Annotated in this window: 16 protein-coding genes; 13 read left to right on the top strand and 3 right to left on the bottom strand. The window is 62.6% G+C overall.

Annotated elements, in window-relative coordinates:
* Positions 1–12: 12 nt before the first annotated feature.
* Positions 13–1533 carry an amidophosphoribosyltransferase gene (gene purF, locus VE092_RS09600; protein WP_324876114.1) on the top strand — a complete coding sequence of 507 codons (1521 nt, stop codon included), beginning with the start codon at positions 13–15 and terminating at the stop codon, positions 1531–1533.
* A 172-nt stretch (positions 1534–1705) separates the two neighbouring features.
* Positions 1706–2947, top strand: a complete 1242-nt coding sequence (locus tag VE092_RS09595; RefSeq protein WP_324876112.1) for a cystathionine gamma-synthase family protein — start codon at positions 1706–1708, stop codon at positions 2945–2947.
* A 148-nt stretch (positions 2948–3095) separates the two neighbouring features.
* On the opposite strand, the gene VE092_RS09590 is transcribed toward VE092_RS09595, so the two are convergent.
* Positions 3096–3692, bottom strand: a complete 597-nt coding sequence (locus VE092_RS09590; protein WP_324876110.1) for a TIGR00730 family Rossman fold protein — start codon at positions 3690–3692, stop codon at positions 3096–3098.
* A gap of 202 nt (positions 3693–3894) precedes the next feature.
* Here VE092_RS09590 and VE092_RS09585 point away from each other — a divergent pair, with 202 nt between their 5' ends.
* From VE092_RS09585 to VE092_RS09540, 10 genes are all read left to right on the top strand, one after another.
* The gene (locus VE092_RS09585) at positions 3895–4911 is read left to right on the top strand and encodes a patatin-like phospholipase family protein (protein WP_324876108.1); all 1017 of its coding nucleotides are present in this window, start codon (positions 3895–3897) and stop codon (positions 4909–4911) included.
* 107 nt (positions 4912–5018) lie between these two features.
* The gene (locus VE092_RS09580; protein ID WP_324876106.1) at positions 5019–5921 is read left to right on the top strand and encodes an alpha/beta hydrolase; all 903 of its coding nucleotides are present in this window, start codon (positions 5019–5021) and stop codon (positions 5919–5921) included.
* Between the two features lie 103 nt (positions 5922–6024).
* Positions 6025–6867, top strand: coding sequence for a 3',5'-nucleoside bisphosphate phosphatase (locus VE092_RS09575; protein WP_324876104.1), 843 nt, complete (start codon positions 6025–6027; stop codon positions 6865–6867).
* A 106-nt stretch (positions 6868–6973) separates the two neighbouring features.
* Positions 6974–7849 carry a protease HtpX gene (gene htpX, locus VE092_RS09570; protein WP_324876102.1) on the top strand — a complete coding sequence of 292 codons (876 nt, stop codon included), beginning with the start codon at positions 6974–6976 and terminating at the stop codon, positions 7847–7849.
* Between the two features lie 98 nt (positions 7850–7947).
* Positions 7948–8583 carry an L-threonylcarbamoyladenylate synthase gene (locus VE092_RS09565; RefSeq protein WP_077236344.1) on the top strand — a complete coding sequence of 212 codons (636 nt, stop codon included), beginning with the start codon at positions 7948–7950 and terminating at the stop codon, positions 8581–8583.
* An 81-nt stretch (positions 8584–8664) separates the two neighbouring features.
* A complete protein-coding gene (locus VE092_RS09560; protein ID WP_006462702.1) occupies positions 8665–9327 on the top strand; it encodes a site-2 protease family protein in 663 nt (220 codons plus the stop codon).
* A 60-nt stretch (positions 9328–9387) separates the two neighbouring features.
* Positions 9388–10587 carry a tryptophan--tRNA ligase gene (locus tag VE092_RS09555; protein ID WP_324876099.1) on the top strand — a complete coding sequence of 400 codons (1200 nt, stop codon included), beginning with the start codon at positions 9388–9390 and terminating at the stop codon, positions 10585–10587.
* Between the two features lie 155 nt (positions 10588–10742).
* On the top strand, positions 10743–11621 hold the full coding sequence (dapA, locus tag VE092_RS09550; protein ID WP_324876097.1) for a 4-hydroxy-tetrahydrodipicolinate synthase: 879 nt from the start codon (positions 10743–10745) through the stop codon (positions 11619–11621).
* A gap of 61 nt (positions 11622–11682) precedes the next feature.
* Positions 11683–12864: an outer membrane protein assembly factor BamC gene (bamC, locus tag VE092_RS09545; RefSeq protein WP_324876095.1), complete on the top strand. Its 1182-nt coding sequence runs from the start codon at positions 11683–11685 to the stop codon at positions 12862–12864.
* Positions 12865–12882: 18 nt separating this feature from the next.
* A complete protein-coding gene (locus tag VE092_RS09540; RefSeq protein ID WP_324876093.1) occupies positions 12883–13668 on the top strand; it encodes an MBL fold metallo-hydrolase in 786 nt (261 codons plus the stop codon).
* Positions 13669–14037: 369 nt separating this feature from the next.
* Here VE092_RS09540 and VE092_RS09535 read toward each other — a convergent pair whose 3' ends face one another.
* Positions 14038–14307, bottom strand: a complete 270-nt coding sequence (locus tag VE092_RS09535) for a hypothetical protein (protein WP_324876091.1) — start codon at positions 14305–14307, stop codon at positions 14038–14040.
* A gap of 329 nt (positions 14308–14636) precedes the next feature.
* Positions 14637–15758: a cupin domain-containing protein gene (locus VE092_RS09530; RefSeq protein ID WP_324876089.1), complete on the bottom strand. Its 1122-nt coding sequence runs from the start codon at positions 15756–15758 to the stop codon at positions 14637–14639.
* Positions 15759–15978: 220 nt separating this feature from the next.
* Between VE092_RS09530 and VE092_RS09525 the strand changes: the two genes are divergently transcribed.
* Positions 15979–16518, top strand: a complete 540-nt coding sequence (locus VE092_RS09525; RefSeq protein ID WP_324876087.1) for a peptidylprolyl isomerase — start codon at positions 15979–15981, stop codon at positions 16516–16518.
* Positions 16519–16534 lie beyond the last annotated feature (16 nt).

Raw genomic sequence — 16534 nt, 5'->3', positions numbered from 1 at the left:
TAGGAGTCCACCATGTGTGGCATCGTCGGTATCGTCTCTCATAGTCCCGTCAACCAGATGCTGTATGACGCGCTGCTGCTGCTGCAGCACCGCGGTCAGGATGCGGCGGGGATCGCAACCAACCACACCAACGGTTTCTCGATGCACAAGGCCAATGGCCTGGTGCGCGACGTGTTCCGTACCCGCAACATGCGCTCGCTGCCCGGCAACACCGGCATCGGCCAGGTGCGTTACCCGACCGCTGGCAGCTCTTCCTCGGAAGAAGAGGCGCAACCGTTCTATGTCAACGCCCCCTTCGGCATCATCCTGGCGCACAACGGCAACCTGACCAATGCGGAACAGTTGAAGATCGAGATGTTCAAGAACGATCGCCGCCACATCAATACCGATTCCGATACCGAAGTGCTCCTGAACGTGCTGGCCCACGAAATCCAGCAAGCCACCACCGGCTACTCGCTGGACCCGGCGGCGCTCTTCAAGGCCGTGGCCATGGTGCACAAGCGCGTGCGCGGCTCCTACGCCGTGGTGGCGCAGATCGCCGGCTATGGCCTCTTGGGCTTCCGCGATCCGTACGGCATCCGTCCGATGTGCCTGGGCTTCAACGAAAGCGACAAGGGCATCGAATACATGATGGCCAGCGAATCGGTGGCCCTGGAAGGCATGGGCTTCCGTTTCCTGCGCGACGTCAACCCGGGTGAAGCGATCTTCATCGACAACGACGGCAAGCTGTACAACCAGCAATGCGCCGAGAACCCGACGCTGAACCCCTGCGCCTTCGAATACGTCTACCTGGCCCGTCCCGACTCGATCATCGACGGCGCCTCGGTCTACGCTACCCGCCTGAAGATGGGTGAATTCCTGGCCGAGAAGATCCGCAAGCAGTTCAAGCACGGCGAGATCGACGTGGTCATGCCGATCCCCGACTCCTCGCGTCCGGCCGCCATGGAACTGGCGCTGAAGCTGGGTATCGAGTACCGCGAAGGCTTCATCAAGAACCGCTACATCGGCCGTACCTTCATCATGCCGGGCCAGGCCCTGCGCAAGAAGTCGGTGCGCCAGAAGCTCAATGCCATCGGCAGCGAATTCAAGGGCAAGAACGTGCTGCTGGTGGATGACTCCATCGTGCGTGGCACCACCAGCCGCGAGATCGTGCAGATGGCGCGCGAATCCGGCGCCAAAAACGTGATCTTCGCGTCGGCCGCGCCGCCGGTGAAGTTCCCCAACGTCTACGGTATCGACATGCCGACCCGCGACGAGCTGATCGCCTTCGGCCGCAGCGAAGAGGAAGTGTGCCGCGAGATCACCGCCGATGCCCTGGTCTACCAGGACGTGGAAGCGATGAAGCGCGCCATCTCCGACGCCAACCCGGCCCTCAAGGACTTCGAGGCATCCTGCTTCGACGGTCACTACATTACCGGCGACATCACCCAGGAATACCTGGACCGCATCGAATATGCCCGCAAGAATCCCAAGCCGGCACTGGAAGATGCGGTGCGTTCGCAGCTGAACCTGAACCTGGCCCGCGTGGATTGATCCGCGCCTGACCAGAGGCTGGAACAGCACGCCGGTGGCCGCTTCTGCGGCGCCGGCGTTTTTCTTTCGTGCGCAGCCGGTGGGAAACTGGCTTATCATTTTGCCTTTGGCCCGTGCTTGCCGCTTCCGCCCACCCTGCCATCCTGCCCACCCTGCATTTCCGAATCCCGCGATGAACGATAAAAAGACCTACGGCTTTACCACCACCATCCTCCACAGCGACCGCCAGAAGGGCATCGAGCACGGCTCGCTGCACAAGCCCATCCACACTTCCGTGACCTTCGGCTATAAAGACGCGCGCCAGCTGGCCGAAGTCTTCCAGGGCAAGCAGCCGGGCTATCGCTACGGTCGCCAGGGCAACCCGACGGTGTCGGCGCTGGAAGAGAAGATCACCAAGATGGAAGACGGCAAATCCACCATCTGCTTCGCCACCGGCATGGCCGCCATCGGCGCCATTGTCCAGGGGCTGCTGCGCGAGGGCGACCATGTGGTGTCCTCGGCTTTCCTGTTCGGCAATACCAATAGCCTGTGGATGACAGTCGGTGCGCAGGGCGCCAAGGTGTCCATGGTGGATGCCACCGATGTGAAGAACGTAGAAGCGGCCATCACGCCCAATACCCGCCTGGTGTTCGTCGAGACCATCGCCAATCCGCGTACCCAGGTGGCGGACTTGAAGCGCATCGGCGAACTGTGCCGCCAGCGCGGCATTCTCTACGTGGTGGACAACACCATGACCTCGCCCTACCTGTTCCGTCCCAAGACGGTCGGCGCCGGGCTGGTGGTCAATTCACTGACCAAGTCCATCGGTGGCCACGGCAATGCGCTCGGTGGTGCCCTGACCGATACCGGCGAATACGACTGGACCCGCTATCCGCACATCGCCGAGAACTACAAGAAGAACCCGGCGCCGCAATGGGGCATGGCACAGATCCGTGCCAAGGCGCTGCGCGACTTCGGCGCCACGCTGGGCCCGGAGGCGGCGCATCACATCGCCGTCGGCGCCGAGACCATGGCCCTGCGCCAGGAGCGCGAATGCAAGAACGCCCTGGCCGTGGCGCAGATGCTGGAAGCCGATGAGCGCGTCGCAGCCGTCTATTACCCGGGGCTGGAGTCCCATCCGCAACATGCCTTGTCCAAGGAGTTGTTCCGCTCCTTCGGCAGCCTGATGTCCTTCGAACTGAAGGACGGCATCGACTGTTTCGATTATCTCAACCGCATGCATCTGGCGGTGGCTGCCAGCAACCTGGGCGACACCCGCACCCTGGTGATCCCGGTGGCCCACACCATCTTCTATGAGATGGGCGCCGAGCGCCGCGCCAGCATGGGCATTGCCGAGTCGCTCATCCGCGTCTCGGTGGGCCTGGAAGATACCGAGGATCTGGTGGCCGACTTCCGTCAGGCGCTGGAGGCCTGAAAGCCTGGCTAAGCCCGGGTTTGGGCCAAAAGTGAAGAAATGAGAACGCCCGTCGCCTCGCAGGAGGGACGGGCGTTTTGCTTGCTGAAACGATATGAAGAAACGCAAATGAAATCTGCAAGCGTTCCCGCTTCGGCGCAGTGCGAGCTTAAGGCACCAGGTTAGCCACCGCCTCGCGATCGGCCCACTTGGTCTTGTAGGTCGGCTTGAAGTTCTGGAAGCGCTCGATCAGCGTGGCCGGATCGGCTTCATGCATCATCAGCCCGGACTGGTCGGGACTGACGAAACGTTGCGACACCAGATGGTCGACGAAGGCGATCAGGTTGTTGTAGAAGCCTTCCACGTTGTACAGGCAGATCGGCTTGTAGTGGAAGCCCAGCTGGGCCCAGGTCAGCACCTCGAACAGTTCTTCCAGCGTGCCCATGCCGCCGGGCATGGCCACGAAGCCGTCGGAAAGCTCTGCCATCATGGCCTTGCGTTCGTGCATGTCCTTGACGATGTGCAGGCGGGTCAGGCCGTCGTGGCCCAGTTCCTTGTCCAGCAAGGCCTTGGGGATGACGCCGGTGGCCTCGCCCCCGAGTTTCATGACTTCGCTGGCGATGATGCCCATCAGGCCGACATTGCCGCCGCCATAGACCAGGGCGATGTTGTTCCTCACCATTTCCTGCGCCAGTTTGCGCGCCGCCTCGGCGTAGGCGGGCGATGCACCAGGGGAAGAGCCGCAATATACGCAAATCGATTTCATGTGTCCTCTGCAGTGTCCGTCGTGACGTCTTTACTTCGTTACAATGGCCGAGCTGTCTTTTGGGCCCGTCAACATGTTGCCTGTCGGCAGCCACTGTTCGCCAGCCATGTTCCTGTTATACCATGATAGTGCAGTGCAGCATAAGTGAAAGTCGTGACGCGGGCGTGACCGGCCCCGGGATGTGACCGAAGAAAAGGACATCATGTCGAACAAGATCGTCAGTCTGGCCCTGCAGGGCGGCGGCTCGCACGGCGCCTTCACCTGGGGCGTGCTGGACCGCCTGTTGGAAGATGGCCGGCTGGGACTGGAAGGCATCAGCGGCGCTTCTGCCGGCGCCATGAATGCGGCGGTGCTGGCGCAGGGCTTTGTCCAGGATGGCCGCGACGGCGCGCGGGCGGCGCTGGAGCGTTTCTGGACGGCGCTGTCCACCGGCGCGCCGCTGGATTACCTCAATGCCGAGGGCGCTCCGGTGGTCGCCAATCCGGCGCCCATGCCGGGCATGCAGGCGCTGCTGGCGATGACCCGCTTCTTCTCTCCCACCCAGCTCAATCCGCTGGACATCAACCCGCTGCGCGACATCCTGCTGGAGCAGGTGGATTTCGAACGGCTGCGCCGGCAGCGCGAGTTGAAGCTCTTTATCGCCGCCACCCAGGTCAGCACCGGCACCCTCAAGATATTCCGCAATCCCGACCTGTCGGTGGACGTGCTGCTGGCCTCGGCCTGCCTGCCTTCGCTGCACCGGCCCATCGAGATCGATGGCGAGGCCTACTGGGATGGCGGACTCACCGCCAATCCCCCGATCTTCCCCTTGCTGCACGCCTGCGCCGCGCGCGATGTGATGGTGGTGCTGCTGCACCCCAGCCGCCGCGCCGGTACGCCGACCAGCAGTCATGACATCGGCCAGCGACTCTCGGAAATCAGTTTCAGCTCGGCCTTCTTCACCGAGCTGAGCGGGCTGGCCCTGGCCAAGCGCGAGGCGGAGAATTCCACCCTGGCCTTCGGTGCGCTGGAGCGGCGCCTGCGCCAGCTCAATATCCACATGATCGATGCCAACGAACTGATGGAGCAATTGACCAATCTCTCCAAGCTCAATACCCAGGCCAGTTTCATCGGCAGCCTGTTCCAGCAGGGACGGGAGCGCGGCTCCGAATGGCTGGAGCAGAACTTTGCCGAGATCGGCCATCGTTCCACCTTCGATCTGGGGCGCTTCCTGCCCTGAAGCCTCCATTGCCAGGGGCTTCACGCACGATCGTTCACTTTTGTCTATACTTTGCTGCTTGATCTTTCGTAGCCCCGCCTCGCAGCACCGATAACAAAGAAAACGACATGCATCCGACCATCGCCAAGCAAGCTTCACGCTCCGAATTCCTTACCGTACGCGGCCTGCGCTATCACATCCGTCACTGGGGCGACCCACAGGCGCCCAAGATCTTCATGTGCCACGGCTGGATGGATATGTCGGCCTCGTTCCAGTTCATGGTCGACGCACTGCAGGGCCAGTGGCAGGTGATCGCGCCCGACTGGCGCGGCTTCGGCCTGAGCCAGCGCAGCCCGGCAGATTCCTATTGGTTTCCGGACTACCTGGCCGACCTGGAAGCCATCATTGACCACTACGCCCCCGACGAGACCATCAACCTGCTGGGTCACAGCATGGGGGGCAACGTGGTCATGCTCTATGCGGGCCTGCGCCCGGAGCGCATCGGCCGCCTGATCAACCTGGAAGGGCTGGGCCTGCCTGCGGCCAAGCCGGAACAGGCGCCGGGCCGCTTCGTGCAATGGCTGGACGAGATCAAGAACCCGCCCCTGCTGCGCGGCTATGACACGCTGGAAGAAGTGGCCACGCGCCTGCAGAAGAACAATGCGCGCCTGTCCGACGAGCGTGCCGCTTTCCTGGCACAACACTGGGCGCAGCAGGATGGCAGCGGACTGTGGCAGATCCTGGGTGATCCGGCGCACAAGCAGGTCAGCCCCATCCTGTATCGGGTGGACGAGATGATGGCCTGCTGGAGCCGCATCACCGCGCCGGTGCTGTGGATCGAAGCGACCGACAGCGACATCGGCCGCTTCTTCGGTCCGGCCGCGATCAAGCGTGAAGAGATCGATCGTCGCATTGCCTGCATCGCCCGCACCCAGGTCGAGATGATTGATCACGCCGGCCACATGCTGCACCACGACCAGCCCGAGCGGCTGGCGCAGCTGATCGAGACCTTCCTGGCGCAGCCGGCCTGAGCGGGGCAGGGAGGAAGGGCGTAGAATGGAGACATTCCAATCACCCCGCATTCCCTGATCGGCGGCAGCCACAAGCGACCGGCCCGAGTCATCGCGCATTCCTATGTCAGAGCTCAAGTTCGACCTGCATTGCCATTCCAACGTCTCCGATGGCCTGTTGCCGCCGGAGGAGGTGGCCGCGCGTGCCAAGGCCAATGGCGTGGGCGTGTGGGCGCTGACCGATCACGACGAAGTCGGTGGCGTGGCGCGCGCGCGTGCGGCGGCGCAGGCGCTGGACATGCTGCACGTGGGCGGGGTGGAAATTTCGGTCACCTGGGCCGGGCATACGGTGCATATCGTGGGTTTGCGCATTGACGAGACCAACCGTGCGCTGGTCGAAGGACTGGCGGCCACCCGCAACGGTCGCGAGCGCCGCGCGCGCGAGATCGCCGAGGCGCTGGGCCGGCACGGCATATGCGGCGCCTATGAAGGCGCGCTCAAGCATGTGGGCAATCCGGACCTGATCTCGCGCACCCACTTCGCCCGTTATCTGGTCGAGTGCGGCCAGTGTGGCGATACCAAGGAAGTGTTCGCCAACTACCTCACCGAAGGCAAGCCGGGCTACGTGCCGCACCGCTGGGCCACGCTGGAAGAGGCGGTGCGCTGGATCCGCGGGGCCGGCGGGGTGGCAGTGATCGCCCATCCGGGCCGCTACAAGTACAGCCAGACCCAGTTTGGCGCGCTGTTCGATGAATTCAAGCAGTTCGGCGGGGCCGCCATCGAGGTCAATACCGGCAGCCACACACCGGAGCAGTATCAGGAATACGCCCAGGTGGCGCGCAGCTACGGCTTCCTGGCGTCGATGGGCTCGGACTTCCATGGCCCCGGCGAGTCGCGTGTGGACCTGGGCGGTCTGCCGGCCTTGCCGACGGGCGTCAAGCCGGTGTGGCACGACTGGGGACTGTAAGTCGGGGCTGCAGGCCGGCGAAAACTGCGCCCATGGCCGAGCTTGCCCTTGATTTACCGGGCCGGACTCCTATCTAATAACCACTTTCCCGATAGGAGTTTTCCCCATGAAACGCATCTTGTTGTTTATTGCGACCAATATCGCCGTGCTGGTCGTGATGAGCGTCATCTTGTCGCTGTTGGGCGTGGACCGCTTCCTGACCCGGTCCGGCCTGAACCTGCCGATGCTGCTGGTGTTCTCGCTGGTGGTCGGCTTCACGGGCTCCATCATTTCCTTGCTGATGAGCAAGAGCATGGCCAAGTGGTCCACCGGCGCCAGGGTGATCGAGACGCCCATGAACGGCACCGAGGCCTGGCTGCTGCAGACCGTCGGCAAGCTGGCCCAGCGCGCCGGCATCGGCATGCCGGAAGTGGCGGTCTATGATGGCGAGCCCAATGCCTTCGCTACCGGCGCGTTCAGGGACTCGGCCCTGGTGGCGGTGTCCACCGGCCTGCTGCAGGGCATGACGCAGGACGAGGTGGAAGCCGTGCTGGGCCACGAGGTGGCGCACATCGCCAATGGCGACATGGTCACCATGACGCTGATCCAGGGCGTGGTGAATACCTTCGTGGTGTTCCTGTCGCGGGTAGTGGGTTACTTCGTCGATTCGGCCCTGCGCCGCAATAACGACGAATCCGGTCCGGGCATCGGCTATACCGTGACGGTGCTGGTCTGCCAGATTGTCTTTGGCATCGGTGCTTCGATGATCGTGGCCTGGTTCTCGCGCCACCGCGAGTTCCGTGCCGACGCCGGTGCGGCCCGACTGTTGGGTACGCCGCAGCCGATGATCAATGCGCTGGCGCGGCTGGGCGGTTTCTCGCCGGAAGGCCTGCCGCAGAACATGGCGGCCCTGGGTATCAGCGACAAGCCCGGCTTCATGGAACTGTTCTCGACCCACCCGCCGCTGGAACAGCGTATCGCCGCCCTGCGCGGCCAGCGTTAAGCCCGGCGGGCAGCGACAACGGCGGTGGCGACACCGCCGTTGTGCTTTTTACGAATTGAAATCGATTTGGTATTGGAAATGGAAACGGAAACCGCATCATGAGCCAGTTTTTCGAGATTCACCCCGACAACCCGCAACTGCGCCTGATCAAGCAAGCCGCGCAGATCATCCACAAGGGCGGCCTGGTGGCCCTGCCGACCGACTCCTGCTATGCGCTGGTCTGCCAGCTCGACAACAAGGATGCGGTGGAGCGCGTGCGCCGCATCCGCGGCGTGGACGACAAGCACCACCTGACCCTGCTGTGCCGCGACCTCTCCGAGATCGCCCAGTACGCCAAGGTCGACAATCGCCAGTACCGCCTGCTCAAGGCCGCCACGCCGGGTGCCTATACCTTCATCCTGGAAGCCACCAAGGAAGTGCCGCGCCGCCTGTCGCATCCCTCGCGCAAGACCATCGGCCTGCGCGTGCCGGAAAACCGCATCGCCCACATGCTGCTGGAAGAACTGGGCCAGCCGCTGCTGGGCACCACCCTGATCTTGCCGGACGAAGACCTGCCGCTGACCAGTGCCGACGATATCCGCAGCCATCTGGAAAAGCAGATCGACCTGGTCATCGACAGTGGCGCCTGCAGCCTGGAGCCGACCACCGTCATCGACCTCACCGACGATGAACAGCCGGTGCTGGTGCGCCAGGGCAGGGGCGATGCTGGTATCTTCGGCTTGCAGGCCGCCTGAGTGATCGATTTTTTCGCATCAACAGCCCGCCGGGCTTGAATTCCCAAGCGCCGTGTTGCCCCTCTGATAAAATCCCCGCCCATGAACGATCTCATCCAGACTGTCGCGGTCTACGCGCTGCCCGTGCTCTTCGCCATCACCCTGCACGAGGCGGCGCACGCCTATGCGGCTAAGTTCTTCGGCGACAATACCGCTTATTCCATGGGGCGCATGAGCCTGAACCCGCTCAAGCACATCGATCCCTTCGGCACCATCCTCATTCCCATCCTGCTGTACTTCGCCACCAGCGGTGCCTTCCTGTTCGGCTATGCCAAGCCGGTGCCGATCAACTTCGGCCACCTGCGCAAGCCCAAGCGCGACATGGCCTGGGTCTCGCTGGCCGGTCCGGCGGCCAATTTCCTCATGGCATTGCTGTGGATGATTGCCATCTACGCCCTGGCGCTGGGGGGCGTGCAAGAAGAATTCTTCACCCTCATGGCCAAGGCCGGCGTGTTGACCAACCTCGTGATGTTCGCCTTCAACCTGTTCCCGATCCCGCCGCTGGACGGGGGGCGCATCCTGACCAGCCTGTTGCCCAACAAATACGCCTATAAGTTCGCCCAGATCGAGCCCTATGGCTTCTTCATCGTCATGGCGTTGGTGCTGCTCAAGGTGATCTACACCTGGTGGATGGCACCGGTGATGTACGGCGCCGGTCTGGTGCTGCAGCTCATTACCTATCCGATCACCTTGCTGTTCCACTGACTGAAGCGGCCAACGTGATGATCCGTATGATTTCCCATCCTTACCCCCTAGCCTACTGCCATGTATCCTGATCGCGTCGTCTCCGGCATGCGCCCCACCGGCGCGCTGCACCTGGGCCACTATCATGGCGCCCTGAAGAACTGGGTCAAGCTGCAATCCGAATTGCCCTGCCTGTTCTTCGTGGCCGACTGGCATGCACTGACCACCCACTACGACGATCCCTCGGTGATCGAGACCAGCACCTGGGAGATGGTCATCGACTGGCTGGCTGCCGGTGTCGATCCGGCCCAGGCGACGCTGTTCATCCAGTCGCGCGTGCCGGAACATGCGGAGCTGCACCTGCTGCTGTCCATGGCCACCCCGCTGGGCTGGCTGGAGCGCGTGCCCACCTACAAGGACCAGCAGGAGAAGCTGGCCGACCGCGACCTGGCGACCTATGGTTTCCTCGGCTATCCGCTGCTGCAGGCGGCCGACGTGCTGATCTACCGCGCCAGCCAGGTGCCGGTGGGCGAGGACCAGGTGCCGCACATCGAGATCATGCGCGAGATCGCGCGCCGGTTTAACCACCTGTACGGCAAGGAAAAGGGGTTCGAGGAAAAGGCGCTGGCCGCCACCAAGAAGCTGGGGAGCAAGCGCGCCAAGCTGTACCTGGAGCTGCGTACCCAATTCCAGGAGAAGGGCGACGATGAAGCGCTGGAACAGGCCAAGGCCATGCTGGACGATGCGCAGAACCTGTCGATGATCGATCGTGAACGGCTGTTCGGCTATCTGGAAGGCAGCCGCAAACTGATCCTGACCGAGCCGCAGGCCATGCTGACCGAGGCTTCGCGCCTGCCGGGGCTGGACGGGGCCAAGATGTCCAAGAGCTATGGCAACGCCATCGCCCTGCGCGAAGACAAGGATTCGGTCACCAAGAAGGTCAAGACCATGCCCACCGACCCGCAGCGGGTACGCCGCAGCGATCCCGGCGATCCGGACAAATGCCCGGTATGGCAATTTCACCAGGTCTATTCCCCGGCGGAAGTGAAGGATTGGGCGGCCAAGGGTTGCCGGTCGGCCGGCATTGGTTGCCTGGAATGCAAGCAACCGGTGATCGATGCCATCCTGCAGGAGCAGCAACCGATGCTGGAGCGCGCGCAGCCTTATCTGGACGACCCCTCGCTGGTGCGCGCCATCGTTGCCGATGGCTGCGAAAAGGCCCGCAAACTGGCCCAGGACACCATGCGCGACGTGCGCGAAGCGATGGGGCTGGGCTATTGAGCACCGGCAAGTCCTACCGGTGAGGGCGAAAACCGGTGTTCTTCCCGTATTTTTACGCCGGCCTTCATCTGAAGCGCCGGCAAAATTGACCAGTTGAGGCCTCTATCCGCTACAATCAGGCCTTTATTTTGACCATTACCTAAAGCACGCACACCATGATCAAGGGTAGCATTGTTGCAATCGTCACTCCCATGCATCCGGACGGCAGCCTCGACTACGATGGCCTGCGCAAGCTGATCGACTGGCATATCGCCGAGGGAACTGACAGCATCGTCATCGTCGGCACCACCGGCGAATCGCCCACCGTCTCGATGGAAGAGCACTGCGAACTGATCAAGGTCGCGGTCGAGCACACGGCCAAACGCATCCCCATCATCGCCGGCACCGGCGGCAATTCCACCGCCGAAGCGATCGAACTGACCGCCTTCGCCAAGAAGGTCGGTGCCGATGCCTCGCTGCAGGTGGTACCGTACTACAACCGTCCGACCCAGGAAGGCATGTACCTGCACTTCAAGACCATCGCCGAGGCGGTGGATCTGCCGGTCATCCTGTACAACGTGCCCGGCCGTACGGTCGCCGACATGAGCAACGAGACCATCCTGCGCCTGGCGCAGGTCAAGGGCATCGTCGGCGTGAAGGATGCCACCGGCAACATCGCCCGCGGCACCGACCTGATCCGCCTGGCCCCCAAGGACTTCGCGGTCTACTCCGGTGACGACGCCACCGCCATCGCGCTGATGCTGTACGGCGGCGCCGGCAACATCTCGGTCACCGCCAACGTCGCCCCGCGCGACATGCACGAACTGTGCGTGGCTGCCATGAGCGGCAACATCCCCCGCGCCGTGGAACTGAACAACAAGCTGCTGCCGCTGCACAACAAGCTCTTCGTGGAACCCAATCCGGTGCCGCTGAAGTGGGCCATGCAGGAGATGGGCCTGATCCCGTCCGGCATGCGTCTGCCGCTGGCGCCGCTGGGGGCGGCGTATCACGACACCGTGCGCGCGGCCCTGCGCGAGTCCGGTGTATTAAAATAATCGGCTTGGCCGCTTTGGCGCAGGTCTCCTGAAATCCGATTCCGCTTTCAATAGTAACGATATGACTAATAGCAAGAACGTTCGTCCGGTATCCCGCTCCGCGTACACACTTACCCAACGCAGTATCGTCGTCGCACTGGCGCTGGCCGGACTGGCAGGATGTTCCTCCATCGGCAACATGCTCGAAGGGGACCGTATCGATTACAAGAGTGCGGAAAAGGCCCGCGGCCCGCGTCTGGAAGTGCCGCCCGACCTGACCCAGCTGCAGCGCGACAACCGTTATTCCATCCCCGAGGCCAACAAGGGCGTGGCCACCGCTTCCGGCTACCAGCTGGAGCAGCAGAACAAGCCGACCACCGAGGTCACCTCGGTGGCGCCGACCACCAAGGGCGACGATATCCGCATCGAGCGTGACGGTTCCCAGCGCTGGCTGGTGGTCAAGCAGACTCCGGAACAGCTGTGGTCGCAGATCAAGGACTTCTGGCAGGACAACGGTTTCCTGATCAACGTCGAATCGCCTGACACCGGCATCATGGAAACCGACTGGGCCGAGAATCGCGCCAAGATTCCGCAGGACTTCATCCGCAACACGCTGGGCAAGGTGTTCGATTCGCTCTATTCGACCGGTGAGCGTGACAAGTTCCGTACCCGCCTGGAGCGTGGCCCCAACGGCACCACCGAGATCTTCATCAGCCATCGCGGCGCCGAGGAAGTGCTGACCGGTTCGGCCAAGGAAACCTCGGTGTGGACCGCGCGTCCGTCCGACCCGGGCCTGGAAGCCGAATTCCTGTCGCGCCTGATGGTGCGCCTGGGCGCCGAAGAGACCAAGGCCAAGGCGGCCGTCGCCAATGCGCCGTCGCTGCAGGCGCGTTCGCGTCTGCAGAAGGGCGTGGCCGGTACCAGCCTGCAAGTCGATGAAGGCTTCGACCGCGCATGGCGCCGCGTCGGTCTGGCGCTGGACCGCGTCGGCTTCACCGTGGAAGACCGCGACCGCAGCCAGGGCATCTACTATGTCCGTTACGTCGACCAGAACCAGGATGCCAAGGACAAGAAGGACGAGGGCTTCTTCTCGCGTATCTTCAGCTCCAAGGACAAGGACAAGAAGGCCAGCAAGTACCGCATCGTGGTCAAGGGCGCCGGTTCGGACAGCAGCAACATCACCGTGCAGAACGGCGAAGGTGGACCGGATACCTCGGGTATCTCGGACAAGATCCTCGGCCTGCTCAACGACCAGCTGAAGTAATCAGGACCCGGGGCTCAGATGAAGTTCGCGAGCCTCGGTAGCGGCAGCGAAGGCAATGCGCTGCTGATCTCGGCCGCAGCCGGCGACCAGCGTCCCTCCGCAGGGACGACGGTCATGCTGGACTGCGGCTTTACCTTGCGCGAAGCCGAAAGGCGCATCCTGCGCCTGGGGCTGGATCCTTCCGACGTTTCGGCCATCGTCGTCACCCACGAGCACTCGGATCACGTCAGCGGGGTCTTCAAGTTCGCCCGGCGTTACCGCATTCCCGTCTGGCTCAGTTATGGCACCTGGCAGGCGGTGGCCGAGCAGGCCGGCGATGTCGATGTGCGCTTCTGTGCCGATGGACAGAAGATCGCCATCGGCGATCTCGAATTGTCTCCCTATACCGTTCCCCACGACGCCCGCGAGCCCATCCAGTATGTGGCCGGTGACGGCGACCGGCGCCTGGGCGTGCTGACCGATGCCGGCCAGCCGACCGCTCATCTGGTGCAAGCGCTGGGCGCCTGCGACTCCCTGCTGCTGGAGTGCAATCACGACCGCGAAATGCTGGACCGCTCGCCTTACCCCGCTTTTCTCAAACGTCGCATCGGCGGCGATTATGGCCATCTGGCCAACGACGCCAGTGCCGACATCCTGCGTCTGCTCGACAAGAGTCGGCTCAAGCGCGTGATCGGCGCCCATCTCAGCCAGCAGAACAATACGCCTGAGCTGGCGCGCGCCGCCATCGAGAGCGTGCTGGGTACCACCTTCGGCGGAATCGGCATCGCCTGCCAGGCAGAAGGTTTCGGCTGGCTGGACGTCTGAAACGCGAGTTGGTCAGCTTCCTGTCAGTCCTGCCGGCGATGCCGCGCAAACCGTTCCCTGCACTTCCTTGATGTTCTTTCCTAAGCTTACGCTGCGGCTGGGTGTCCCGCCCATGACCACGCCGTACCCGGTCGATATCGCCAGGGACGTCTGTGTGGCTGTCAGGGCTTTGTCAGTACGAAGGGGAGGATGGGGCGTCGAACATCGCTTGTAGCGCGCCTATGGCCTTCTGCGGACCTGCAAGCATGTTGTGCGGGAAAGCCGGCGGGAGAGCGAGCGCGAACAGGGGGAGGGGATGGAGCGGATATGCGCAGCAGGGACGAAAAAAAACCGGCCTTGCGACCGGTTCTCTTGGCAATAATCCGAAGATTACTTGGCCGGAGCGGCTTCAGCCGGCTTGGCATCAGCGGCCGGAGCAGCGTCGGCAGGCTTTGCGTCAGCAGCAGGAGCAGCGGCCGAAGCGTCAGCAGCGGGAGCAGCAGCAGGAGCGGCGTCAGCCGGCTTTGCGTCAGCGGCGGGAGCAGCAGCGGCCGGAGCTTCAGCGGCGGGAGCGGCAGCAGGTGCCGGAGCTTCTTCCTTCTTGCCGCAAGCAGCCAGTGCAACAGCCAACAACGAAGCGATCAACAGAGTCTTTTTCATGAATATTCCTTCAATATTTAAAAATTGTGCGATGAATAATTACCGGTAATTATCGCTCTACTGGGAGGCTTTCGCCGCAGGTTGGGACCTTGCGGTCGGGCTTCGGTTCTTGCTTCTTTTTACTGCCGAAACTTCTCCGGACAACGAAAACTTTCCAGCCCATCATTATAGCTATTTTTTTCCGAAATCGCAGCGCAGACTATCTTTTTCGTAAGAATTTGTAAGTTCTTACATCTAAATCCATACGGCCGGAAGGCCTTTGCCGGCGCCGCTTTCAAGGATTTTTAAAAGTGAATTTGAGATCGCTTTGACTTAAATCTGAAGCAATCTCAAACAAATTCGATCCAGCCACTTTCATACCATTGATGCAGCGCTTCGAGCAGATCTTCCGAGGCCCGCTCGAAGTCGGTTTTTTCGAGCGCGCGGGTGTCGGCCAGGCGGGCCAGAATCGTCTTGTCGTTGCGACCGACCTGGAACGATTCGCCGTTGATGAAGACGTGCGAGCCGCGATACAGCATGCGTGTCTTGCGGTGTAATGCCAGCCCCCGCTTCTTGGCCCCCTGGAAAAAGCGAGCAAACGAGATCTGATCAGCCGGCGGTTCGAAGAAGACGCTGGGTTTCGGTTCCGACAGATGCTCGCCCAGGAAGATGGTGATGTCGTCGTCGGTGAAGCGGATCTTGTTGAGTTCGTCGCGGATGCGCCTGATCATCTCGCCCTGCAGCTCGGCCGGGCGGGCGCTGGTCTTGAGGTCCGGATCGGCGTAGCGGCCCGGCAGGTCGATGGTATCCATCATGAATTCCAGGAAGGACTCTCCCAGCTCCTGGTAGGCCGGTGCGCGGAAGCCGATGGAATAGGTCATGCATTCGCCCACGGCCACGCCGTCGTGCGCGTAGTGGGGTGGCAGGTAGAGCATGTCACCTGGTTCCAGCACGAATTCCTCCTCGGGCTGGAAGTGGCTCAGGATCTTCAGTGGCACGCCTTCTTCCAGCGTCAGGTCGTCCTGGGCGCTGATGCGCCAGCGGCGCTGGCCGTGGGCCTGCAGCAGGAAGACGTCGTAGGAATCGAAGTGCGGACCGACCCCGCCGCCATCGCTGGCATAGCTGACCATCAGGTCGTCCAGGCGCGCGTCCGGCACGAAGCGGAACTGGCGCAACAGGGCGTCGGCGGCCGGGTGATGCAGGTTGACGCCCTGCACCAGCAGGGTCCAGGCCTTCTGCCTGAGTGCCGGCAGCTTGTTGAACGGGCCGTGCTGCATGTCCCAGCCGTCGGCGCGGTGAGTGATCAGGCGCGACTCGACATCGTCGCGGCGGGCCAGGTCGAACAGTTCCTGGCGCGGCAGCGGCGCGGAGAACCCGGGGATGGCATTGCGGATCAACAGAGGCTTCTTGTGCCAGTAGTCACGCAGGAATTGGGCGGGCGTGATGCCGCCGAGCAGATCGAGTTTTTTCATGCCCGCCATTATAGGCGCGCGGGGCACACCGCAAGCGGGAGAAGGCCAGCAAGTTTGATGCAGGTATAATCGCGGGGTCGAGAAACCGTTTGAAAGAGTCCTTGCCTCGCGGGAATGGCAAGGGGATGGTTCTTAGGCCCCAACCCGGGTGGCAGTTACCCGCGCTTCGACCGCCGCACCTGCCGCTCCCGCACCACTATCGATACAAAGGACCCTTACGATGAAGATCGCGAAGAATACCGTCGTTTCCGTCAACTACAAGCTGTCGGATGCCCAGAACAACCTGATCGAGCAAAGCAGCGAGCCGATGGTCTACCTGCATGGCGGCTATCACAACACCCTGCCCAAGATCGAGGAAGCGCTGGACGGCAAGGAAACCGGCTACAGCACCACCATCCAGGTCGAACCGGAAGATGCCTTCGGCGAATACGATTCCGAGCTGGTCAAGATCGAGCCGGTCGAGCGCCTGCCGCAACCGCTGGAAGTGGGCATGCAGTTCGAAGGTTCGCCCGACGACGACAGCGAAGAGTCGGTCATCTTCACCGTCACCGAAGTGGCTGACGGCAAGGCCGTGCTGGATGGCAATCACCCGCTGGCCGGCATCGCGCTGCGTTTCGAGCTGGCCGTGACCGAAGTGCGCGCGGCTTCCGAAGAAGAAGTCGCCCACGGTCACGTGCACGGCGCCCATGGTCATCATCACCACCATGATGATGACGAAGGTGAAGCCGGCGATCACTTCCGCAGCCAGCCGCTGAACTGATCGGATGCCTGCCTGG

The organism is Herbaspirillum sp., from assembly GCF_035644555.1.
Taxonomy (GTDB): domain Bacteria; phylum Pseudomonadota; class Gammaproteobacteria; order Burkholderiales; family Burkholderiaceae_D; genus Herbaspirillum.
This window is presented reverse-complemented; position numbering and strand designations above follow the sequence as displayed.